Annotated in this window: 20 protein-coding genes; 9 read left to right on the forward strand and 11 right to left on the reverse strand. The window is 70.8% G+C overall.

Annotated elements, in window-relative coordinates; all coding sequences use genetic code 11:
* Positions 1-105: 105 nt before the first annotated feature.
* Entirely contained in the window at positions 106-750 is a 645-nt protein-coding gene (locus AC3RJ9_RS02525) for a glycosyltransferase family 32 protein (protein WP_489727690.1), read from the forward strand.
* A 26-nt stretch (positions 751-776) separates the two neighbouring features.
* Here the strand turns inward: AC3RJ9_RS02525 and rfbA are convergent, their stop codons facing one another.
* From rfbA to AC3RJ9_RS02540, 3 genes are read right to left on the reverse strand one after another with little or no spacing between them, the layout of a single operon-like run.
* On the reverse strand, positions 777-1,649 hold the full coding sequence (gene rfbA / locus AC3RJ9_RS02530) for a glucose-1-phosphate thymidylyltransferase RfbA (RefSeq protein WP_489727691.1): 873 nt from the start codon (positions 1,647-1,649) through the stop codon (positions 777-779).
* A gap of 19 nt (positions 1,650-1,668) precedes the next feature.
* A complete protein-coding gene (locus AC3RJ9_RS02535; protein WP_489727692.1) occupies positions 1,669-2,577 on the reverse strand; it encodes a glycosyltransferase family 2 protein in 909 nt (302 codons plus the stop codon).
* Between the two features lie 42 nt (positions 2,578-2,619).
* A complete protein-coding gene (locus tag AC3RJ9_RS02540; protein ID WP_489727693.1) occupies positions 2,620-3,294 on the reverse strand; it encodes a glycosyltransferase family 4 protein in 675 nt (224 codons plus the stop codon).
* Positions 3,295-3,942: 648 nt separating this feature from the next.
* Between AC3RJ9_RS02540 and rfbB the strand changes: the two genes are divergently transcribed.
* The 3 genes from rfbB (at position 3,943) to AC3RJ9_RS02555 (ending at position 7,236) form a co-directional block, all read left to right on the forward strand.
* Positions 3,943-4,938 carry a dTDP-glucose 4,6-dehydratase gene (gene rfbB / locus AC3RJ9_RS02545; protein ID WP_489727694.1) on the forward strand — a complete coding sequence of 332 codons (996 nt, stop codon included), beginning with the start codon at positions 3,943-3,945 and terminating at the stop codon, positions 4,936-4,938.
* Positions 4,939-4,951: 13 nt separating this feature from the next.
* A complete protein-coding gene (locus AC3RJ9_RS02550; RefSeq protein WP_489727695.1) occupies positions 4,952-6,385 on the forward strand; it encodes a sugar nucleotide-binding protein in 1,434 nt (477 codons plus the stop codon).
* A 95-nt stretch (positions 6,386-6,480) separates the two neighbouring features.
* Positions 6,481-7,236 (forward strand): hypothetical protein, encoded by a 756-nt coding sequence (locus AC3RJ9_RS02555; protein ID WP_442927441.1) that lies wholly within the window; start codon positions 6,481-6,483, stop codon positions 7,234-7,236.
* Positions 7,237-7,411: 175 nt separating this feature from the next.
* Here the strand turns inward: AC3RJ9_RS02555 and AC3RJ9_RS02560 are convergent, their stop codons facing one another.
* A complete protein-coding gene (locus tag AC3RJ9_RS02560; RefSeq protein WP_489727696.1) occupies positions 7,412-8,803 on the reverse strand; it encodes a tyrosine-protein kinase domain-containing protein in 1,392 nt (463 codons plus the stop codon).
* Positions 8,804-8,971: 168 nt separating this feature from the next.
* Here AC3RJ9_RS02560 and AC3RJ9_RS02565 point away from each other — a divergent pair, with 168 nt between their 5' ends.
* The 3 genes from AC3RJ9_RS02565 (at position 8,972) to pth (ending at position 11,674) form a co-directional block, all read left to right on the forward strand.
* Positions 8,972-10,282 (forward strand): O-antigen ligase family protein, encoded by a 1,311-nt coding sequence (locus tag AC3RJ9_RS02565; protein WP_230277898.1) that lies wholly within the window; start codon positions 8,972-8,974, stop codon positions 10,280-10,282.
* Positions 10,283-10,467: 185 nt separating this feature from the next.
* On the forward strand, positions 10,468-11,091 hold the full coding sequence (locus AC3RJ9_RS02570; RefSeq protein ID WP_270618011.1) for a 50S ribosomal protein L25/general stress protein Ctc: 624 nt from the start codon (positions 10,468-10,470) through the stop codon (positions 11,089-11,091).
* 7 nt (positions 11,092-11,098) lie between these two features.
* Positions 11,099-11,674, forward strand: a complete 576-nt coding sequence (gene pth / locus AC3RJ9_RS02575) for an aminoacyl-tRNA hydrolase (protein ID WP_036340560.1) — start codon at positions 11,099-11,101, stop codon at positions 11,672-11,674.
* 47 nt (positions 11,675-11,721) lie between these two features.
* Here pth and AC3RJ9_RS02580 read toward each other — a convergent pair whose 3' ends face one another.
* Both AC3RJ9_RS02580 and AC3RJ9_RS02585 read right to left on the reverse strand, forming a co-directional pair.
* Positions 11,722-12,297, reverse strand: a complete 576-nt coding sequence (locus AC3RJ9_RS02580; protein WP_489727697.1) for an arsenate-mycothiol transferase ArsC — start codon at positions 12,295-12,297, stop codon at positions 11,722-11,724.
* 83 nt (positions 12,298-12,380) lie between these two features.
* A complete protein-coding gene (locus AC3RJ9_RS02585) occupies positions 12,381-12,908 on the reverse strand; it encodes a DUF2505 domain-containing protein (protein WP_078025720.1) in 528 nt (175 codons plus the stop codon).
* A gap of 184 nt (positions 12,909-13,092) precedes the next feature.
* Between AC3RJ9_RS02585 and AC3RJ9_RS02590 the strand changes: the two genes are divergently transcribed.
* On the forward strand, positions 13,093-14,151 hold the full coding sequence (locus AC3RJ9_RS02590; protein ID WP_489727698.1) for a MauE/DoxX family redox-associated membrane protein: 1,059 nt from the start codon (positions 13,093-13,095) through the stop codon (positions 14,149-14,151).
* A complete protein-coding gene (mfd, locus tag AC3RJ9_RS02595; RefSeq protein ID WP_489727699.1) occupies positions 14,148-17,804 on the forward strand; it encodes a transcription-repair coupling factor in 3,657 nt (1,218 codons plus the stop codon). Before AC3RJ9_RS02590 ends, mfd begins: the two co-directional genes overlap by 4 nt.
* Positions 17,805-17,810: 6 nt before the next feature.
* On the opposite strand, the gene AC3RJ9_RS02600 is transcribed toward mfd, so the two are convergent.
* From AC3RJ9_RS02600 to AC3RJ9_RS02620, 5 genes are all read right to left on the reverse strand, one after another.
* On the reverse strand, positions 17,811-18,143 hold the full coding sequence (locus tag AC3RJ9_RS02600) for a PqqD family protein (protein WP_134416394.1): 333 nt from the start codon (positions 18,141-18,143) through the stop codon (positions 17,811-17,813).
* Positions 18,133-19,020, reverse strand: a complete 888-nt coding sequence (locus AC3RJ9_RS02605) for a nucleotidyltransferase family protein (protein ID WP_489727700.1) — start codon at positions 19,018-19,020, stop codon at positions 18,133-18,135. The genes AC3RJ9_RS02600 and AC3RJ9_RS02605 overlap by 11 nt, the downstream gene beginning before the upstream one ends.
* A gap of 303 nt (positions 19,021-19,323) precedes the next feature.
* A complete protein-coding gene (locus AC3RJ9_RS02610) occupies positions 19,324-20,262 on the reverse strand; it encodes an arsenate-mycothiol transferase ArsC (RefSeq protein WP_489727701.1) in 939 nt (312 codons plus the stop codon).
* Complete coding sequence (locus AC3RJ9_RS02615; protein WP_044659718.1) at positions 20,259-21,326, reverse strand: acyltransferase family protein; 1,068 nt, start codon at positions 21,324-21,326, stop codon at positions 20,259-20,261. The genes AC3RJ9_RS02610 and AC3RJ9_RS02615 overlap by 4 nt, the downstream gene beginning before the upstream one ends.
* 78 nt (positions 21,327-21,404) lie before the next feature.
* Positions 21,405-21,710: a hypothetical protein gene (locus tag AC3RJ9_RS02620; RefSeq protein ID WP_044659717.1), complete on the reverse strand. Its 306-nt coding sequence runs from the start codon at positions 21,708-21,710 to the stop codon at positions 21,405-21,407.
* Positions 21,711-21,754 lie beyond the last annotated feature (44 nt).

Below are 21,754 nucleotides of genomic sequence, written 5' to 3' on the forward strand. Positions count from 1 at the left end.
ACCCCGCGCGCTCGATCGTATGACTTTGACCGAAGCCGCTACCGGCGATCCTTCTTGAACCGGGCTGCGATCGAGCCGGGCGGCCCCTCAGAGTTGCCGTCCCGCGTGTTCGTGATCTGGGCCGGAGAGAACCCGATGACGCCCAACCGGATACGCAACTTTGAAAGGCTTCGCAGCGTTATCGGACTACCCGTGGAGCTGGTGACACCTCAAACAATCCACCGATGGATCGTGGACGGCCACCCGCTACACGCCGCGTATGAACATCTCTCGCTGGTGCATCGATCTGATTATCTGCGGGCGTACCTCATGCACCATCATGGTGGTGGGTATTGCGATCTCAAAGCGCCACTCCATTCCTGGGTTCCGGCATTGGACGCCATGCAATTGGACCGGTCGACATGGATCACTGGGTTCCGTGAGTTGTCGTCCGCCGCAGTGACGCGTCTCCCGGGACGGCTCGGGCTGGACCTGGCCCTTCACCACCGCAGCTTGGTGGGAATGGGCGCGTTCCTCGTGCGGTCCCACACTCCCCTAACTGCGGAGTGGCTAGCGGAGGTTGAACGGCGCCTGGATTATTTCGAACCCCAGGCGGTGGAATATCCGGGAGGCATCCGAGGAGAAGTGGTCGGTTACCCGGTGTCCTGGACAGACCTTCTGGGGAAGGTCCTCCACCCTCTTCAGCTCAAGTACCTCGACCATATCCGCGTCGATGATCGATTACTCCTAGAGTTCGAGAACTACCAGTAAGGTGCTGCTACTTGCCCGTCCCGAGGTCAGTGCTGACCAGCGCGGAGCAAGTCGATCAGGTACGCGCCGTAGCCCGACTTCACGAGCGGCTGGGCGCGTTCGCGGAGTTCGGCGTCGGACAACAGTCCCTGCCGCCACGCGACCTCCTCGGGGGAGCCGACCTTGAGGCCCTGACGGGACTCGACGGTGCGGATGAAGTTGGACGCGTCGTTCAGGTCGTGGAAGGTGCCGGTGTCCAGCCATGCGGTGCCGCGGGGGAGGACCTCTACGTTCAGGGTGCCGCGTTCCAGATAGGTGCGGTTCACATCGGTGATCTCGAGTTCGCCGCGCGCCGACGGCTTGAGGCCCTTCGCGATCTCGACGACGTCGTTGTCGTAGAAGTAGAGGCCTGGCACCGCATAGTTGCTCTTGGGCTCTTTAGGCTTTTCCTCAAGTGAGATGGCCTTGCCGGCGTCGTCGAACTCCACCACGCCGTAGGCGCTGGGGTCCGCCACCCAGTAGCCGAACACGGTGGCTCCGTCGACCTGGGTGTGTCGGCGTAGCTGCTGGCCCATGCCGGGGCCGTAGAAGATGTTGTCCCCCAGGACGAGCGCCACGTGGTCGCCCCCGATGTGTTTCTCGCCCAGGAGGAAGGCCTGTGCGAGGCCGTCCGGGGAGGGCTGCTGGACGTAGCCCAGCGAGATTCCGAACTGGGAACCGTCGCCCAGGAGCCGCTGGAACTGCTGCGCGTCGTGCGGGGTGGTGATCACCAGGATGTCGCTGATCCCCGCTAAGATCAGCGTGGAGAGCGGGTAGTAGATCATCGGCTTGTCATACACCGGCACGAGCTGCTTCGAGATGCCGTGGGTGATGGGGTGCAGTCGGGAGCCGGTGCCGCCGGCGAGGATGATGCCCTTCATGCGTCAGCCCTCTCATGAGTCATTTCGGTGTCGAATCGGGGACAGTCTGGACGAGGAGAATCGGGTCTGGCGGTGACCCGAAGAAGCGGTATCGTAAGTGACCCTCGACGGTCCCGACTGCCCATCCCCAAGCCTCGGCTTGGGTGCGATCGGCTCGACGGAGAGCGACCTTAAGGCCAGCGGGGATTTTTCGGCCGAGACTCCGCAGGGCGCCCTTAAAGCTGATAGAGCCGGGGCGCATTGAGTCTTGATGCCTCGCCCAGAGTTGGATGGCTGTGCGACCGTAAGCTCGATACTGCCGATATGAGAGCCTCGGTGTTTCTCGCTGCACATAAAGGATGCGGGCATCGAGGGCCTGGCCAACCGGGACCCCGGCAGCAGCCGACCGCCAGCCAAAGTCGGCCTCGTCATGCCCACCAGCAAAAGACTCGTCGAAACCGCCGATTCGTAAGAAGTGGTCCCGCCGGAACGCCACACAACCACTGAGAGCATATGGTCTGTCATCGAAGATCCGCATAAGTGCTCGTTGCTCGCCGACCTGATGCCCAGCTGCATCCACTGGTATGGCGGCGCCGCCCACCACGGCCTTGTCGTCGAGGGCTCGGCGGAACGCCTGGACCCATCCGGGAAGTACCTCATCGTCAGCATCGCATAGGAGGACGCGACAGTGGCGGGCCGCGAGCACTCCGACGTTGCGGGCGTGGTTTGCCCCACGGCGTTCAAGTGCCTCCACGCCTCGGATGCGTGGGCGGTTCTGGGTGAGAGTGCGGATGAGTTCTGGGGTGGAGTCGGTAGAGCGGTTGTCAACTAGGAGGACTTCGTCATCCCCACGCAGCTGTGGTACTAGCGCGTCCAGTTGCCGTTGTAGAACGCCAGCCACATTGAAGCAGGGGATCACGACACTCACGGCGTCGTTAGATGAGTTCATATCAGCATCTCCTCAGTCACTGGCGATCCTAAGCTCCGATCGTCAATGGAAGTGTCGCGACCCGCGGTGTAGGGGCCCCTGGGAGTACACAAGTTGAAGACGCTTCCGGAAATCATCCAGCCCGAAGTCTCTGGTTGCAGTTTCCGCATGAGCCCGGGCCAGCGAATCGAACTCCTCGGTGCGATCGAGGACCGCCGTCACTTGACCTCCGAAAGAGGACGCGTCGTCGCCGACGAGCATGGCGGGCGAAGGCGGTATCCCCTCAGCGCCCACCGACGTGGTGATCACAGGAATGCCTCGGGTAAGGGCCTCCACCACCTTGAATTTGACCCCGGCTCCGAGGCGAAGCGGAGCGATGACTGCTGTGCAGTCCGTATAGAGAGGTTCTAAGTCCTGGACGTATCCCAGGACGTCGATGCCCGCCTGGCTGAGACGGATGCCGATGTCCCGGGGCGTTCCACCCCCGGCAACAACCACGCGCACGTCGGGGAAACGCTCACGGATGGCGGGAAGGACCTCCGAACTGAACCACAAAAGTGCGTCGATGTTCTCTTCACGTCGCATATATCCCACAAAAAGGAGTTTGGGAGAGCCGACCGTATCCTCAACTCGTTGTTCACGGAGAGCACCGTGAATCGGCGGTCGAAGAACATGGAGCCGTGCACCGCTGCGCCATGTAGGCAGAAGGGCCCCGTCTTTCTCGCTCAACACGAGCACGTCATCTGCCTGACGGGCGATCTTGCGTTCAAGCCACTTTGCCGCCCCCCAGCGCGCCCGAGCTAGAAGTTTCTTTTTAGAGGTCGGAGCTTTTGCTCTCTCCCTTGCGAATCTCTGAGAGAGAACGTCATGCAACGTGACGACAATCTGGGCCCTCGGATTTACTGACCGAAGGTAAGGGATGAGGGCCCCCGATTCCTGCCATTGGAGGTCGAAGATGTCTGCTGACGCCAGCAGTGAACGATGGGCATTGAGGGCAACGGGGTGAGCTGGTGGTTCTACCGTTAGCGCGCGCAGAACACGATTCCTTTGCGGCGCGTTCGCAACCGGGAGAAGTACGTGTTCGACGGACGTGCCTCGTTCCAACGACCTGGTATTCGCTGCTGTGATGGTTGAGACCACCGTGGTGCACGCAGTGGACGAAAGGACGGAGAGCATGGCGGCGGCGAGCTGCTCACCAGCGGACTCGTGAGCGGTCTCGGAAGGGACAATCGGGGAGATCATCACTGCCGTCCGCCCCGGGGCGTGTTTAGCGGGTGAGCTTGAGTGCGGAGCTTTCATCGTATGAAACGGTAGCCGTGTAGAAGGCCCACAGGGATCTTGGCGGGACCGCGCCCCGTTTGGGCACCGCCTCGATAGTGTGGCCCCATGCACCTCCTCGTCACCGGCGGCGCCGGGTTCATCGGCTCGAACTTCGTCCACCACGTCGTCCGCGAGACCGGGCACGACGTCGTCGTCCTGGACAAGCTGACCTACGCCGGCAACCGGGAGAACCTCGCCGGCCTGCCCGAGGGCCGCGTCCGCCTCGAGGTCGGGGACATCTGCGACGCGGCCCTGGTGGACCGCCTGGTCGCCGAGTCGGACGCCGTCGTGCACTACGCGGCGGAGTCGCACAATGACAATTCGCTGAACGATCCCTCCCCGTTCATCCAGACGAACATCGTCGGAACCTTCGTCCTCCTCGAAGCGGCCCGCAAGCACGGCAAGCGCTTCCACCACGTCTCCACGGACGAGGTCTACGGCGACCTCGAGCTGGACGATCCGGCGAAGTTCACCGAGGCCACCCCGTACAACCCCTCCAGCCCCTACTCGGCCTCGAAGGCCGGCTCGGACCACCTGGTCCGCGCGTGGGTGCGCTCCTTCGGCGTGCAGGCCACGCTGAGCAACTGCTCCAACAACTACGGCCCGTACCAGCACATCGAGAAGTTCATCCCGCGCCAGATCACCAACCTGATCGACGGCGTCCGCCCCCGCCTCTACGGCCAGGGCGTCAACGTCCGGGACTGGATCCACACGGAGGACCACTCCTCGGCCGTGCTGCGCATCCTCGAACGCGGCGAGATCGGCCGCACGTACCTGATCGGTTCGGACGGCGAGAGGAACAACAGGGAGATCGTGGAGATCCTCCTCGAGCTCTTCGACCGCCCCGCGGACGACTACGACCTCGTCGCCGACCGCCCGGGCCACGACCTGCGCTACGCGATCGACAACACCGCCCTGCGCACCGAGCTCGGCTGGGAGCCGCAGTTCACGGACATCCGCGCCGGTCTGGCGGACACGGTCCGCTGGTACCGCGAGAACGAGGCCTGGTGGCGCCCGGCCAAGGCCGCCGTCGAGGCCACCTACCGCGCCCAGGGCCAGTGAGGGGGCACCGCTGATGCGCATCACCGAGACCGCCATCCCCGGCCTGCTCGTCCTCGACCTCGACGTCCACGGGGACAACCGCGGCTGGTTCAAGGAGAACTGGCAGCGGGAGAAGATCCGCGCCCTCGCCGCCGAGTACCCCCGCCTGGCCTCGCTCGCCCCGGTGCAGAACAACATCTCCTTCAACGACGCCGTCGGCACCACCCGCGGCATCCACGCCGAACCGTGGGACAAGTACGTGGCCGTCGCCCACGGCCGGATCTTCGGCGCCTGGGTGGACCTGCGCGAGGGGCCGTCCTTCGGCGCCGTCGCCACCGTGGAGCTCGGCCCGGAGAAGGCCGTCTTCGTGCCGCGCGGGGTGGGCAACTCCTACCAGACGCTCGAGCCGGACACCGCCTACACGTACCTGGTGAACGACCACTGGTCCGCCGACGCGCAGGGCCAGTACACGTTCCTCAACCTCGCGGACCCGACGGCGGCCATCGCCTGGCCCATCCCGCTCGAGGACGCCGAGCTCTCGGACAAGGACCGCGCCCACCCGATGCTCGCGGACGTCACCCCCATGCCGCCCGCCCCGATCCTCGTGCTCGGCGCCGGCGGCCAGCTCGGCCGCGCCCTCGTGGCCCGCGCCGAGGCCGCGGGGATCCCGGTCGAGGCCCACGGCCGGGACACGTGGGACATGACCGACCCGGCGTCCTGGCCGCGGGAGCACTTCCGCGGCCTGCGCGCCGTGGTCAACGCGTCCGCCATGACCGCGGTGGACGCCGCCGAGACGCCCGAGGGGAGGGCCCAGGCGTGGGACGTCAACGCGACCGCCGTCGCCGAGCTCGCCCGCCGCTGCACCGAGGCCGGCGTCCCCCTGGCCCACGTCTCCACGGACTACGTGTTCGACGGCACCCTCCCCGTGGGGCAGGAGCACCCGGTGGACCACCCGCTCGCTCCGCTGGGCGTCTACGGCCAGTCGAAGGCCGCCGGCGAGGCCGCGGTGCGCACCGTGCCGCGGCACTGGATCGTCCGCACCTCCTGGGTGATCGGGGAGGGGAAGAACTTCGTGGCCACCATGGCCTCCCTCGCCGAGCGCGGGATCGACCCGGCCGTCGTCGCCGACCAGCACGGCCGCCTCACCTTCGCCGACGACCTCGCCGACGCCCTGCTGCATCTGGTCACCACGGACGCGCCCATGGGCACGTTCCACATGACCAACAGCGGTGACGTGGTCACCTGGCACGACGTCGCCCGGTGGGTCTTCGAGGACACCGGCCACGACGCCGCGCGCGTGTCCGCCACGACCACCGCCGCGTACCTGGCCGGCAAGGAGGGCGTGGCCCCGCGGCCGACGAACAGCGCCCTCGACCTCGGGCCCCTGGCCGCCGTCGGCTCCACCGCCCCGGATCAGCGCGAACGCCTGCGGACGTACCTGTCAGAAACGGCGGGTGGCACACGCTGATACTCTTGCCCTGGACGTGTCTGCACAGCGGAAATACATCAGGCACACGTAGTCCTCCTGAATCAGGCACGCGTTGTCTCCCCGAAAGGCCCCTCATGACTGCTCGCTCCGCTTCCACCCCCGCGTCAGGCCCGGGCCGGCGCGCCGTCGCCACCGGTCTGGCCTGGTCCGTCCCCGCCGTCGCCATGGTCTCGGCGGCACCGTCCTTCGCCGCTTCGCTGCGCAAGGATCCCGGCATCAACGGCTGGGTGCTGAACTCGCCGACTAATCATGGCGGTTGCCGCTATTCTCTCGAGGTGAACTCGGCGCCCTCCAACCCGGGCACCACTCCCGACGGTGCGCCCTTCGGGCTCTACCTCTACGACGTCTCCAAGGACGCCAGCTACAGCAACGCCAAGCTCGTCTACTGGGTGCGCGGCAACCACGTGAAGCAGAACCCGATCACCTGGCAGACGGCCACGGGGCATTCCGCGAAGTGGGGGCGTCCTGAGACGGGTAGGCCGCAGACCAAGGCCGACGGTTTCGAGTACACCCCCTATACCTGGACGTACACCGGCACCATCAATCCGGCCAACGTCAAGAGTGACGGGCGGCTCTACCTCGAGACCTTCCATGTGAAGGCCGCCGAGTTCTCCATGTCGGAGAATTTCCGTTGCCTGCCCCTGGACTACTGGACGTACCGGGAGATCGTCGTGGACCCGGACGGGCCCACCGGGCCGCAGCAGCCGATGACACTCAGCTTCGAACGCCGCAACGGGCCGAGCGGACCCTACGTTCCCGGCGCTCAGGGGCGCATGGCGGTCACGCCGGACGCCGAAGCCACGGCGAATCTGCAGCAGCTGAGCAGCTGAACCGGCTCACTCACACATGCATGGGGCGGGGCCGAGATGCCGAGCATCTCGGCCCCGCCCCCGTCGCGTGGGTGCTGTCCTGTCCGGGTTGCCCAGGCGAGGAAGCGCACGCTCCGTGATCAACGAGGTGGCCGCTGGCACTCGTCGGCGCGCACAGGCGTAGTGGGGACTGGCGTCAGCCCCTCTTCGCGCGTGCGGCCCGACGGGACGTCTTTCCGCCCTTGCCGGTTCCCTGCAGGTACTTGTCATGGGACTTGTGGTACGTGCTCTCGTAGCCGTAGGAGTAGCCGCCGCCGCGCTGGGAGCGCGCGACGCCGTTCATGACCACGCCCAGCAGATGCGCGTCCACCGCGGCGAGATTCTCCACAGCCGCCTCCAGGTGGTCCTTGCGGGTCCGCCCCTGACGCACCACGAGCACAGTCCCGTCCACGGCCGTGGCCAGGAGGGAGCCGTCCGTGACGGGCAGCAGGGGAGGGGAGTCGACGATGACGAAGAAGTCCTCCGATGCCAGCTTCAGCAGGGCCCGCATGCGCTTCGAGCCCAGCAGCTCCGACGGGTTCGGGGGCGTCCGGCCGGCGGGAAGCAGCGTGAGGTTCGGGATGCCGGTCGCCGCGAGGGCGTCGTCCGGCTGCACCTCACCGGCCAGCACCTCGGACAGGCCCACGTCGCCCGCCACCTGGAAGAGGTCGTGCTGCCGGGGCCGCCGCAGGTCGGCGTCCACCACGAGCACCCGTTCGCCGGCCAGGGCCAGGGCGCGGGCCAGGTTCGATGCGACGGTCGACTTGCCCTCGGAGGGGTCCGCGCTCGTGAACGAGACGACGCGGGGCGGCTCGTCGACGGAGACGAACTTGAGATTGGTGCGCAGCGCCCGGATGGCCTCGCCGGCCCGGGGGTCGAGGTCCACGGCCTCCTCGCCCGTGCGGGTCAGGGACGCGTTCTCCGGGACGGCCCCGATGACGCCGGCGCCGGTGATCTCCTTCACGTCGGCGCGGCTGCGCACCTTCACGTCCAGGAGACGACGGAGCACGGCGATGGCGAGTCCCGCACCCAGTCCGGCCACCGCGCCCAAGAGGACGTTGCGCCGGGTGTCAGGGCTCACGGGGGCAGAGGGCACGCGGGCATCGGACAGCGGCACGACCTCCAACGGGCTGTTCTTGTCCACGTCCGCCGCCACGTCCGCCGTCGCCTGCAGGGCGCTGTTCGCCAGCTGCGCGGCGGTCTCGGGATCGGTCGAGGTGGCGGTCACCTTGATCATGCTGGACTCGGGGACGAGCACCGCGGAGAGCGAGCCGTCGCCGTCCTGCCCCGTGTCCTGTGCCACGCGTTCACGCACGGCCTCGCTGTTGATCAGGGCGACGTAGGCCTGAGCCCGGCTCTCGGCGGGCAGGTTGCTGGTGATGAGGCTCTGATCTGCAGCCCGGGCGGCGAGGAACCCCTGAGATTCGGATGCGTAGATCCGGGGCTGCAGTGCGGAGTAGCCCCAACCCAACAGACCCCCCACAAGGGCTGCTGCCAGGAGCAGCAGGAGGTTGGCGCGCAGGAGGCGGAAGAAGTCGACGATCGTCACGGAGCACCTCGGGGGTCATGGACGGGGATGCGCGGGCCGTTGTGGCCAGGAAACGCACAGGTCCACGGTACCAACACCTACCGTGCGCTCTGAGGCCCCGAGGACGAGGCCCGCCACCGCGCTACGCTGAGCCGAGTATTGCCCGGCGTCCACGAAAGGTTCCGCACCATGCGCCCGAGCACGCCCCGTGACCGGACGGCTGCCCGCGCCATGGGGGCCGTCGCGCCACCCGAGGCCCGGCCTGCCAGGCGTCACGCCTCACTCGGCCTCGTCCCGGACGGTCAGGCCGCGTGGACCCGCTCCCCGTGGAACCCCTTGGTCACGCCGGCCTCACCGCGGCTGTTCGAGGCCGTGCTGGCCATCGGCCTGGTGATGGATGCGTTCACCGCTCCCGGCCTGCCGATCCCGTTCGCGGAGTTCTCCGCCATCCTTCTGCTGCTCCTCGCCTCATTCCGGCAGCCCCGCCGGGACCTCTCCCACTACGGCGTGCTGGCCCTCGTCGCACTGGCCCTGGTGGCGTATCTCGTCGCGGTGACCGTGCACAACGACCTCGACCCCACGCGTCGCGCCACGAGGATCACGCTCCTGATCCTGCTGATCTACGCCATCGCCAGCGAGAGGATCGACATCAAGGGCGTCCTCTACGGGATGACGGCCGGCGCACTGATCAACGTGCCCCTCTTCTACGCGGGCCTGGCCCCGGACACCTACGGCGGCTACCTCACCGGGTTCCTGGGGGACAAGAACGTCTCCGGCCTCTTCTACGCGCTCCTGCCCGTGCTGCTCGTGGCCACCATGCAGCGCATGGGCCCCAAGCTCCTCGTGCTGGGCGCCGGCTCCGCCCTGACGTTCCTCACCGGCTCGCGGACCTCGATGGCCGGTCTGCTCTGCGCCGTCGTGTGGATCCTCGTGAGCCCCTACCTGGGGCGGGTCCTCCGTATCGCACTCGCGGTCGTCATGGGCTGGTTCGTCAGCTGGGCCGAGGAGAACCTGGCCGACCTCGGCATCTTCGGAGACCGCACCGGCACGGACTGGTTCCGGGCCGAGATCCAGCAGGCGTCCGCGGAGAAGGTGGCCGACACCTCGTTCTTCGGCCAGGGGCTCTCCACCGCCGTCGTCGATCTGGACAACGTGACCATGTTCTTCCACAACTCCTATCTGGGGCTGCTGGTGGAGGGCGGCTGGCCGTTCCTGATCGTGGTGGTGGGCGCCTACCTGTGGCTGTGCCTGCGGCCCTTCGCCCGGACGCACCGATCGCCGTCCCGCGTGGCTGTCGAGGCCGCCGCGCTCATCATCCTGGTGACCTCCCTCCAGCTGGGTGAGGTGTTCATCACGATCTTCGGCGCCGTCGTCCTCGGCTGCGGCCTGCTGCTGAGCGCCCAGGAGGACGACGAATCCCACGGCGCGTCCGCGGGTGAACGGGCTCACCGCCGCAAGCTGGACCGCATCGTGGAGCGGTCCCGACGAGCGGGCCGCTGAGCGCGACGAGCATCACCGGTGCTATCCTGTCCAGGTTGCCCAGGCGAGGGAGCGCGCGCTCCGTGATCGACGAGGCCGCCGCCGCGCGTCAGCACACTGACCCGCCGCGGCACTGAAGCCCCCTCCTGGCCGCATCCCGCGCCGCCCCCGGCTGCGCGGCCGAGACCCCCACAGGAGGACGCATCATGTCTGACCAGCTCAAGATCAAGGTCACCCGCCGCACCGACTTCGGCAAGGGTGCCGCCCGCCAGGCCCGCCGCGCCGGCCTGATCCCCGCCGTCGTCTACGGCCACGGCCAGGATCCCGTGCACCTGCTGCTGCCGGCCCAGGAGACCACCCTGGCCGTCCGCAACCCCAACGCCCTGCTCACCGTCGTGAACGAGGCCGGCGAGGAGCACCTGGTCCTGCCCAAGGACATCCAGCGCCACGCCATCAAGGACACCGTGGACCACCTGGACCTCATCGAGGTCCGTCGCGGCGAGAAGGTCATCGTCGAGGTCACCGTGCATGTCGAGGGCGAGGTCGCCCCCGGCAACGACTACGTGCTGGACTACGTCACCGTGCCGGTCGAGGCCGACGCCACCGACCTGCCCGAGGCCGTCACCATCTCCGTCGAGGGCCGCGAGGCCGGCGACCACGTGTACGCCCCGGACGTGCAGGTCCCCGCCGGCACCACCCTGCAGCTCGAGGACGACATCGTCATCGCCACCGTCTCGGAGGTCGTCGAGCAGGACCTCGGCGACGAGTCCGTGCAGGAGGAGCAGGCCGCCGAGTCCGCCGAGGGCGAGTCCGAGGGCTCCGAGGACTGATCACGCCATGACGACGGGGACCACGCTCATCGTCGGGCTCGGCAATCCCGGGCCCGAGTACGAGCGCACCCGTCACAACGTCGGCCAGATGGTGGCGGATGAGCTCGCCTCCCGCATGGGGGTCGGGTTCACCCGCCACCGGGCCGGCGCCGTGGTGGCCACGGGTCGCCTCGGCATCGGGGGGCCGCGCGTCGTGCTCGCGAAGTCCACCGGCTACATGAACGTCTCCGGACGCCCCGTCTCCGCGCTGGCGTCCTTCTACGGGATCGGACCCGAGGACCTCGTGGTGGTCCACGACGAGCTGGACATCCCGTTCGACACCCTGCGCCTCAAGCGCGGCGGGGGAGAGGGCGGCCACAACGGCCTGAAGTCCATCACCGCCTCGCTCGGCACGAAGGACTACGCCCGCGTGCGCGTCGGCATCGGCCGACCCCCGGGCCGCATGGACGTGGCCGACTTCGTGCTGCGCCCCTTCACCAAGCCCGAGCAGGACGCCCTGCCGCTGCACGTGGACCGCGCGGCGGACGCCGTCGAGAAGATCGTCACGGACGGGCTCGCGCCCGCCCAGCAGGCGTTCCACTGAGCCTCCCGCCCCGGGCGGACGTCCTCGACGGAGACGCAGCCCCACGCTCAGGGGGTCGGGGTCACGGCACGGGCCAGGGCATCCGCGATGGTCTCCAGCGCGGGATCCATGATCCGGATCATCTCCGCGTACCCCTCCACCGGCCCGCGGAACGGGTCCACGACGTCGAGGGGCTGGGTGGTCGACCGTGCGAGGGCCCGGTGGTGGGCCGCCTCCGCCGCGAAGGCACGCACTCCTCGGCCCGCGGGGATCCAGTCCCGTCCGTCCCGCGCGTCCAAGATGCGGACCAGCGCTGCGAGCTCCAGTACGGTGAACACCCGCGCGACGGCCTGCGGCACCTCCCGCAGCGCGAAGCGCATGTGCTCCTGAGCCGCCGCCAACACGAGATCTGCCTCCGCAACCATGAACGGCTGCAGCGCGGCGGGCCGGTGGTCCGCGAGGCCGGCGACACCGGCCTCGGCGCCGAGCCGCACGAGCGGCGGGGGCACCGTCAGGGCCTGGTTCGGCTGGGAGCCGGCGCTGCCGACCTCCACCCGGCCGGGGACCAGAGCCGCCAGCCGTCCCTGCAGGGCCCGGCTCGCATAGGCCGAGCGGCACACGTTGCCGGTGCACACGATGAGCACGGCGTCCGGCGCCGGCAGCGCCCGACGCCCCCGCCGGGCCGGCGGAGACGGGCTCGTCGGGACCGGGCGACGGGAGAACGAGATCAACCGCGCGCGGCTCCGCCGTCACGCTCGAGCCACGAGGACAGCGCCCGGGCCTGACGATTGACGACCTTGCCGACCATCGGCTCGGCCTTAGCCGCGAGCTTCGAGCCCACCAGCGGGATCCGGCAGACGAGGGTGCCGTCCACGGAGAACTGGGAGCCCTCACCGGCGGCGGTCAGGCGGAGGGCGCCGTCCGCCGTCGCCTTGGCGGAGGGCACGGTGATGGTGGTGGTGCCGGCGCGGGAGCCGTCCGCGGCGGGCGCGTCCCACCGCTCCACCTGCTCCACCTGGAGGGCGGAGCCGATGAGCTTGCGGGCCATGTCCGGGACACGATCCGGGATGCGGTCCGCGGGCAGGGAGCGCACGGCGGTGACGGTCATCGGGCCCTCCGGGGAGCCCTCGACGGAGAACGAGACCAGGGAGCCGCCGAAGGACTCGACCACGGAACGGTGGAAGTCCTCGGACGCCAGGGCGGCTGCCACGGCCGCCGGCGGGTGCGGGATGGACTGCTGAGCGGAAAAGGCCACGGTGTCTCCTCGGGGTCAAGTCGGGCCGCGCCCGGTGGGCCGTGAGAGGGCCGGCACCGGTTCGCCGACGGCGATGGGCGTCCATCCCTCACCTTATATGCTGGCCTCCGCGACCCGGGTCCCGTGCACGGTGCCGGGACCGGCCGCGCGACCCCTCGTGAACCCCCTGGAAGGTGTGTCCGCCATGTCGGCACTCTGGGCCGTGGCCCTCATCATGCTCCTGAGCGGGACGGCGAAGCTCCGTTCCGGCGAGGACGTGCAGGCCACGTTCACCCGACTCAGGGTGCCCCGCCCGTTCGCGGCCCCCGCCCTGGCGCGCGCGTTCCCCTGGCTCGAGCTGCTGCTCGCCGCCGCCCTCCTGCAACCCTTCACCCTGCTGCGTCCCGTCGTCGGCCTGGTGGCCGTGGCCCTCTTCGCCGCCTTCCTCGCGCTCGTGGTCCGGGCCCAGGACGACGGCGTCTCGTGCGGCTGCTTCGGCGAGGCCTCGGCCGCCCCGATCTCCCGCACCACCGTGGTCCGCAACGTCGTCTTCCTGGCCCTCGCCGTCCTGGCCCTGGCCGAGGGGATCGTCTCGCTGGCGGTGCACGGCGCGGGCCTGGCCTGGCAGCCGCTCACCGCCTTCGGCGCCGGGGCGTGGGCGTGGGCTCTGTTCGTGTCCGTGCTGCTCGCGACCGCCGCGTTCCTGGCCGGGCGCGAGTCCGTCCCGGCCGCGCCCGACGCCGCCCCGGCGACGCCCGAGGCTGAGGCCGCCGTCGACCCGGCCGACGGTGCCGAACCCGAACGCCACCCGTTCCCGGACGCCGTCGTGGTCGCGGACGGCGAGTACACCGGTCTGCACCGGCTGGTCACGGACGGGGCCGTGGTGGCCCTGCGCCTGTCCACGGGGTGCGGCTCCTGCGCGCGGGTGATCGAGCGGCTGGACGAGTTCAAGGACGCGCTCGGGCCGGTCCGGCTGCGGGTCCTCATGCCCCAGCACGCCCCCGGCGCCGAGGGGGCGATCCACAGCGGCGCCGTCGACGCGTCGCTCGTGCTCGCCGACCCGGCCGGCGCCGCCTCGCAGGCCCTCGGCCTGCACTCGTTCCCCACCGCGGTGCTGCTCGGCACGGACCGGCTCACCGCCGGCGGCCCGGTGGGCGGCGCCGACGACGTCCTCGCCTTCCTCGAAGAGATCCGGGAGATCATGACCACCGAACTGCCCGCCGCCACGGACGGCTCCACCGCCACCCCGGAGGTCCGCGCATGAGCGCCCCCGAGACCACCCCCGTCCTGGCCCCGCTGCTGCCGCGCCTGCGCGCCGAACGCGCGCTCGAGGCGGCCGCCGCCTCCGCCTCCCGGCCGCTCGAGTCCCGGGGCGTCGAACTGGAGATCGGCCTGCCCGACGGCGCCCGCGCGCCCCTGCTGACCGTCCTGGCCGAGGCGCTGGCCGAGGGCCACGGCGAGCGCGCCGCCGTCCTCGTGGTCACCGCGACCACCCGCGAGGCCGAGGACCTCGTGACCGACCTCGCCGCCTGGGCCCCCGCCGGTGCCGCCGCGCTGTTCCCGTCCTGGGAGACGCTGCCCCACGAGCGACTGTCCCCGCGCTCGGACACCGTGGGCGCCCGCCTGGCCGTGCTGCGCCGCCTCGCCCACCCCGAGGAGCACGCGGAGGGCCCGCTGCGCATCGTCGTCGCCCCCGTGCGCGCCGTGCTGCAGCCCCTCGTGGCCGGGCTCGGCGAGCTGAGCCCCGTGACCCTGCGGACGGGGGAGGAGCGGGACTTCAACGGCGTGGTGGCCGCGCTCGCGGACGCCGCCTACTCGCGCGTGGACATGGTCAGCCGGCGCGGCGAGTTCGCCGTGCGCGGCGGGCTGATCGACGTGTTCCCGCCCACCGAGGACTACCCCGTGCGCATCGAGTTCTTCGGCGACGAGGTGGAGCAGATGCGCTGGTTCTCCGTGGCGGACCAGCGCTCCCTCGAGGACACCACGGAGGACGGCTCGGGCCACCCCTCCGAGCTGTACGCGCCCCCGTGCCGCGAGCTGCTGATCACGGACCACGTGCGCCGGCGCGCCAAAGAGCTGATCCCGGCCATGCCCGCCGCCGCGGACATGCTGGACCGCATCGCCGAGGACGTGGCCGTGGAGGGCATGGAGTCCCTCTCCCCGCTGCTGGCCGAGGCCATGACGTCGCTGCCCCGCATGCTGCCCACCGGGTCGCTGACCGTCCTCGTGGAGCCCGAGCGCCTGCGCGGCCGCGCCGACGACCTGCTGGCCACCAACGAGGAGTTCCTCCAGGCCGCGTGGGCCGGCGCCGCGCAGGGCGCGGTCGCCCCGGTGGACGTGGCCGGGGCGGACCAGTCCGCCGCGGGCGGCTTCCTCACGGTGGCCGAACTCCGCGCGGCCGCGCTCGAGCAGGACCAGGGGTTCTGGTCCGTCACCGCGCTGGTCTCGGACGATGAGCTGCTGCCCGACGCCGCCACCCTGCGCGCCACCCTCGGCGTCCCGCAGACCTTCTCGGGCGACATCGAGGCCATGGTCGCGCACACCCGCGTCCGGCTCGCGGAAGGGTGGCATGCCGTGGTCCTCACCGACGGCCCCGGCTCCGCCCGCCGTCTCGCCGAGCTCAACGCGGAGGCCGGCCTCACGGCCTCCGTGGTGGACGGGCCCCTGCCCGCGGACCTCGCCCCGGGGCGGGTCTCCATCGCGACAGCGCCCGTCGGCTCCGGCTTCACGATCCCGGACGCGCAGATCGCGCTGATCACGGAGCACGACCTCTTCGGCCGGCACCGCACCGCGGGCACGCGCGCCCCCGGGGCGCGGCTGGCCCGGAAGCGGCGCAACGCCGTCGACCCGCTGACCCTGCAGCCCGGCGACCACGTGGTGCACTCCCAGCACGGCATCGCCCGCTTCGTGGAGCTGCAGCGCCGCAAGGTCACCGGCGGCCCGCGCACCGCCCCCGGCGCCGAGGAGTCCTACCGCGAGTACCTCGTGCTGGAGTACGCGCCCTCGAAGCGCGGCGCCCCCGGCGACCGGCTGTTCGTGCCCACTGACCAGCTCGACCTGATCTCCACCTACGTGGGCGGGGAGACGCCGTCGCTGTCCAAGATGGGCGGCTCGGATTGGGCGCAGACCAAGTCCAAGGCCAAGCGCGCCACCCGCGAGATCGCCGGCGAGCTCATCCGCCTGTACTCGGCCCGCATGGCCTCGCGCGGCCACGCGTTCGCCCCGGACACCCCGTGGCAGGGCGAGCTGGAGGAGGCGTTCCCGTTCATCGAGACGCCGGATCAGCTGACCACCATCGAGGACGTCAAGAAGGACATGGAGGCGGCCGTCCCCATGGACCGGCTCGTCTCCGGCGACGTCGGCTTCGGCAAGACCGAGGTGGCCGTGCGCGCCGCGTTCAAGGCGGTGCAGGACGGCAAGCAGGTGGCCGTCCTCGTCCCGACGACGCTGCTCGCCCGCCAGCACCACCAGACGTTCTCCGACCGGTTCGCCGGCTTCCCCGTGAAGGTGGCCGCGCTCTCCCGGTTCCAGACCGCCAAGGAGTCCAAGGAGGTCGTCGAGGGGCTCGCGCACGGCGAGGTGGACGTGGTGATCGGCACCCACCGGCTGCTCTCCGACCAGGTGCAGTTCAAGGACCTGGGCCTGGTGATCGTGGACGAGGAGCAGCGCTTCGGCGTCGAGCACAAGGAGGCGCTGAAGAAGATGCGCACCAACGTGGACGTGCTCGCCATGTCCGCCACGCCCATCCCGCGCACCCTCGAGATGTCCCTCACCGGCATCCGCGAGACCTCCACCCTGGCCACCGCCCCGGAGGAGCGCCACCCCGTGCTCACCTCGGTGGGCCCGTACTCGGACCAGCAGGTCACCGCGGCCATCCGCCGCGAGCTGATGCGCGAGGGTCAGGTGTTCTACGTGCACAACCGCGTCACCACCATCGACAAGGTGGCCAAGCGCATCGCCGAGCTCGTGCCGGAGGCGCGGATCGCCGTCGCCCACGGCAAGATGAGCGAGGCCCGGCTCGAGCAGATCATGGTGGACTTCTGGGAGCGGAAGTTCGACGTGCTCGTCTCCACCACGATCATCGAGACCGGCCTGGACATCGCCAACGCCAACACCCTGATCGTGGAGGACGCCCACCGCTACGGCCTCTCGCAGCTGCACCAGCTGCGCGGCCGCGTGGGCCGTGGCCGCGAGCGGGCGTACGCGTACTTCCTGTACGACCCGCAGAAGCCCCTCGGCGAGGTGGCCCTCGAACGGCTCAAGGCCGTGGCCACCCACAACGAGCTCGGCGCGGGCATGCAGCTGGCCATGAAGGACCTCGAGATCCGCGGCGCCGGCAACCTGCTCGGCGGGGAGCAGTCCGGCCACATCGCCGGCGTGGGCTTCGACCTCTACCTGCGGATGGTGGGCGAGGCCGTGGCCGACTTCAAGGGCGAGGAGGACACCGCGCCCGCCGAGGTGAAGGTGGAGCTGCCGGTCAACGCCCACCTGCCGCACGACTACGTGCCGGGGGAGCGGCTGCGCCTCGAGATGTACCGCAACCTCGCCCAGGCCGCGGACGACGCCGCCGTGGACGCCGTGGTGGAGGAGCTCAAGGACCGCTACGGCCCGCTGCCGGAGCCGGTGGAGGCGCTCGTCGCCGTCGCCCGGTTCCGCAACCGGGCGCGGGCCGCGGGCGTCACCGAGGTCATGCTGCTGGGGCAGAACGTGAAGTTCGGCCCCGCCGCGGACCTGCCGGAGTCCCGCCAGATGCGCCTGACCCGCATGTACAAGGGCGCCCAGGTCAAGCCGGCCCTGAACGGCGTCCTCATCCCGCGTCCCAAGACCAAGCCGGTCATGGGTCAGGATCTCGTGGACGTCCCGCTGCTCGAGTGGGCGCAGCAGGTGGTCGACGCGATCTTCGCGCCGGAGGGCTGAGGCGGGTCAGGCCGTCCGCACGCGGACGAGGACGCCGTGCGCCTCGAGCATCTCGAGGAAGGCATGGACGTCGGCCGCGACGTCGGCGGGAGCGAGGCCGAACGCCTCCGCCACCTGGACCGTGACGTCCGTCGTCGACAGCGGCACCGGCGGATCCGCGACCAGGTCGTCCTCCGGGGTGCGGCCGCCCACGAGGACGTCCCAGATCACGTCGCCCGAGGCGCCCAACAGCAGCGGCTGACCGGCCTCGAGCGTCATGACGGCGGCCTGGCCGCCGGCGGTGCGGGCCCACGCGATGTCGGGGGAGATCGCCCAGCCCTCGGTGGTCTCAACGGTCACGGCGCACCGCCTTCGTCCAGGCCCAGCCGGCGAGTGCGCCGAGCCGGGCGCGCTGCTCGCGCCACAGGTCCGCGCGGGTGACAGGCCGGCCCAGGCGCATCTGCAGATGGGGGCGGTTCACCGGGATCGTGCGGGCCACGAGGACGGCCCGCTCCCGCACCGTGGCGGCCGACCGCCACCGGGTGCGGAACAGCTCAAGACCGCTCTGGCTCTCGTGCAGCGCCGCGAAGAGGGTCAGCTGCCGGGTGTCGACGCCGTCGGCGGCCTCGCCCGTGGCGACGTGCCAGGCCGCGCCCGCGTCCAGCCGGTGGGCTTCCTCGCGCAAGGCTACCCAGCTCTCGGCGGTGAGGGATTCCCGAATGTGCCGGACGTCGAGGCCACCGCGGAACGGGTCGCGGGCCGCGTGGACGATCACGACGAGCCGCTGGTGGCGCGGGCTCGGCACCGGAACGGGCCGGCCCGCGATCACGAGGTGGGCGTGCTCGCTCCACAGGGCGTCGAAGGCCGCCTCGGGGGACGCGCCGAGGCCGGGGAAGAGCCGATGCACGTCCACATACCCCAGCTGGTCGTGCCAGAGCGTGGCCGCGTGCCGGAAGATCGACCCCTCCGAGAAGTCAGCGACCGGTTCCCAGCCGTGGGAGCGCAGGAGCGCGGTGACGGCGGCGGCATCGGCCGGATGGACCAGCAGGTCCACGTCCGAACTGCGGCGGTGATCGGGGTAGACGCCGGGCTCGGTGGCGTAGCCCTTGAGGTGCAGGCCCCGGATGCCGGCCCGGTCCAGCAGATGCGCGATGCGGGCGTGCGCGAGGCGGACGCGGACCTCGAGGTCCAGGGACGGCGGGGCGTCCGGTCGCTGTCCCGTCGCTCGTTCTCCCATGGCCGCGAGCTTAGCCGACCCAAAGGAGGGCCCGGCGGTGACTGTGCCGGATGCCCGGTGCAAAGTTAAAGGGGGTTCAGGTGGATTCGTGGACTGACGGCGCGAGACCCGTACCTCCATGGCGGGCTTGGCGTGCGCCGTCCTGTGGCTCTGGTCGACGCCGCAGATGGGGGTGGCGTCGTGCTCGTCCTCGCCATCCTCGGCGCCTACGCATTCTTAGGCTGCGCCTGTCCGCCCCCCGGCTGCGCACCCCTGCGCGTGGCAGTGGAGGCGGCCCCGTCCCCGATCTCTGACGCCGGCCGGTCAGGCGCCCGTCGGCTCCTCGTCCACGACGTCCCCGTCGAGGGCCCGGGCGATCTCCCACGCCAGCAGCTCGACGATCGGCTGCGCGGTCTGCGCCATCGCGGCGTAGCCCTCGGCGGGGCCGCGGAACGGGTCCGGCAGATCCGCGTCCGGCCGCTCCCCGTGGGCGATCAGGCGGGAGCGCAGCTCCGCCAGCGCCGTGACGAGCGCGGTGACGCCCGCGCCCGGAGGGACCGCCGCGGCGAGCTCCTCGCCGTGGTCGCGCAGGAGGGTGCCCATGCCGAGGATCGTGAAGGTCCGGCGCACTGACGCGGGGTCCTCGCGCAGCACCTCGTCCAGGTGGTCGTCCGTCGCGGTCAGGACGAGGTCCTGGTCGGCCAGCGAACGCCCGGTCAGCTGCTGCGGTCGATGCTGCGTCAACGCGGCGCGGACTCGGAGGCTCGGCGCGAGGTCGAGCAGCGGGCCGGGGACGGTCAGCGCCTGGTTCGGTTCCGTGCCCGCGCTCGTGACCTCCGCGCGGCCCCGGTCACCGAGCAGGGCGTTGAGCTGCGCCTGCAGCGCGTACTCCACGTAGGCGGAGCGGCAGATGTTGCCCGTGCACACGACGAGGACGCGGGCGCTCGGCAGGGGGCCGGGGACACGGTCGGCCGGTGAGGCGGGCGAGGCCGGCTCAGCGGCCGCGGCGGTCGCGGGAGCCACCGCGCGCTCGGCCGGCGTCGCATGCTGCCGCGGCGCGGCGGGGTCGGCCGGGTGGGGGAGGAACGCCGGGCCGAGCCGGAACTCGGCGAGGCGATCCTCCCGCGCCGTGGCGGCCGCCGGGGCGCCGGCGTCACCGCCGTCACCCGCCGGGTGGCCGCCGTCGCGGGTCGGCACCTCGGGCTCCTCCGGCGTCGGCGGCAGGAACGGATTGCGGATCGGGGGGCGATGATCCCTGCTCATGGGTGTGTCCTCTCCGAGGCGGTCGTGACGCGCGGCAGCGCGGACGTGACGGGGTGCGGGGGCTCCACGCGTCGCAGGCGGTGCACCGGGTGCCAGCGGCGGCGCGCCCCCGTGAACGGCTTGGACAGGGGGGTGGCGAGCAGGGCGAGGCCTGCCAGCCAGCTGAGGGCGAGCGCGAGGGCGAACTTGGCGGCGTTGTCCTCCACGCCGTGGCGCGTGACCCACATCAGCACCCAGCCGTGCAGCAGCACCACCACCGTGCCCGTCCGGACCAGGGCGGTGATGGCGCGGCGCAGGGCTTGACCCGTCCCGGTGCGTCGGGCGAAGGAGCGCAGCAGCCTCTCCACCGTGGAACCGAACACGAGCACCATCCCCGCGGACATCAGGACGCCCACGGCGGGGGTGAGCACCGGCGTGCCGAAGCCGCCGAACTTGATGTTGGGCGGCTCCAGGCCCAGCCGGACCGCGACCATCCCGAGCAGCACCAGGCCGACGCCGATGAGCGTCCGATGGCGCCGCACGTGCGGCTGGACGCGGCGACGGAACATCTCGCCGCTGAGGACGAACAGCAGGCACGGCAGGGCCAGCCCGACGCCCAGCGGCGTGCGGGCGATCGCGGAGTCCGGCACGAGGTGGGCCCACGCCAGCCCGGCCAGGCCCACGGCCCAGGCGACGGCGGACGGGAAGCGCTCGAGGAATCGGCGCAGCACCGTGGTGAAGAACAGGACGGAGATGAACCAGAACGCCCACCACGGGGGCTCCTGGTCCGCGCCCCCGTACCAGCCGGTGATCATCAGGCGCCGCAGGAGGTCGGGGTCGTCGGCGAACCACGCGAACGCGGCCACGGACATGAGCGCCGCCCACACCAGGTACGGCACCATCAGGCTCCGGAAGCGGCCCCGCACGTCCGTGGCCCAGGGGCGGCCGCGCGTCCAGAAGTAGCCGGTGAGGAAGAAGAACAGCGGCATCCGCCAGATCTCCAGGTACCGGCTGAAGGTGAGGTCCGTCAGGTACGCGTGACCCAGCACCACCGCCGCGATGGAGACAAGCCGAAGGGCGTCCACCCCCGTGTTGCGGGTGGACGCCCTTCGGCGCGCGGCGGCCGGACGACCGGTGTCAGCGATCCTCGGCTCCGGGACGGCTCAGCGGTGCGCGGCGCCGGTCTCGACGGCGTGGGCGCCGGCGGCGGCGTGCTCGACGACGGGACGGGTGTGGATGGCGGTGGTGTCCACGGTGTCGCTGCGGCCCAGGAACGTCTGGGGGATCATGAAGGCCACAGTGGCCAGGGCCAGCGCGATCAGGCCGGGGATCCAGACCGACTCGAGCGACCAGAAGCCCATGGCGTAGAGGCAGCCGAGGAACGCGCCGAAGGCGACGATGAAGGCGATCAGGGAACCCCAGACGCCGCCCACGTTGGAGTGGTCGATGGCCTTGCCGTTGCGGATCACGTGATGCTCCTTCGGTGCGGTCCCGGCCGGGGCGGACGCCCGGC

Source organism: Micrococcus sp. 63XJN7_6_ISO-PGPR-S23-444 (assembly GCF_058072765.1).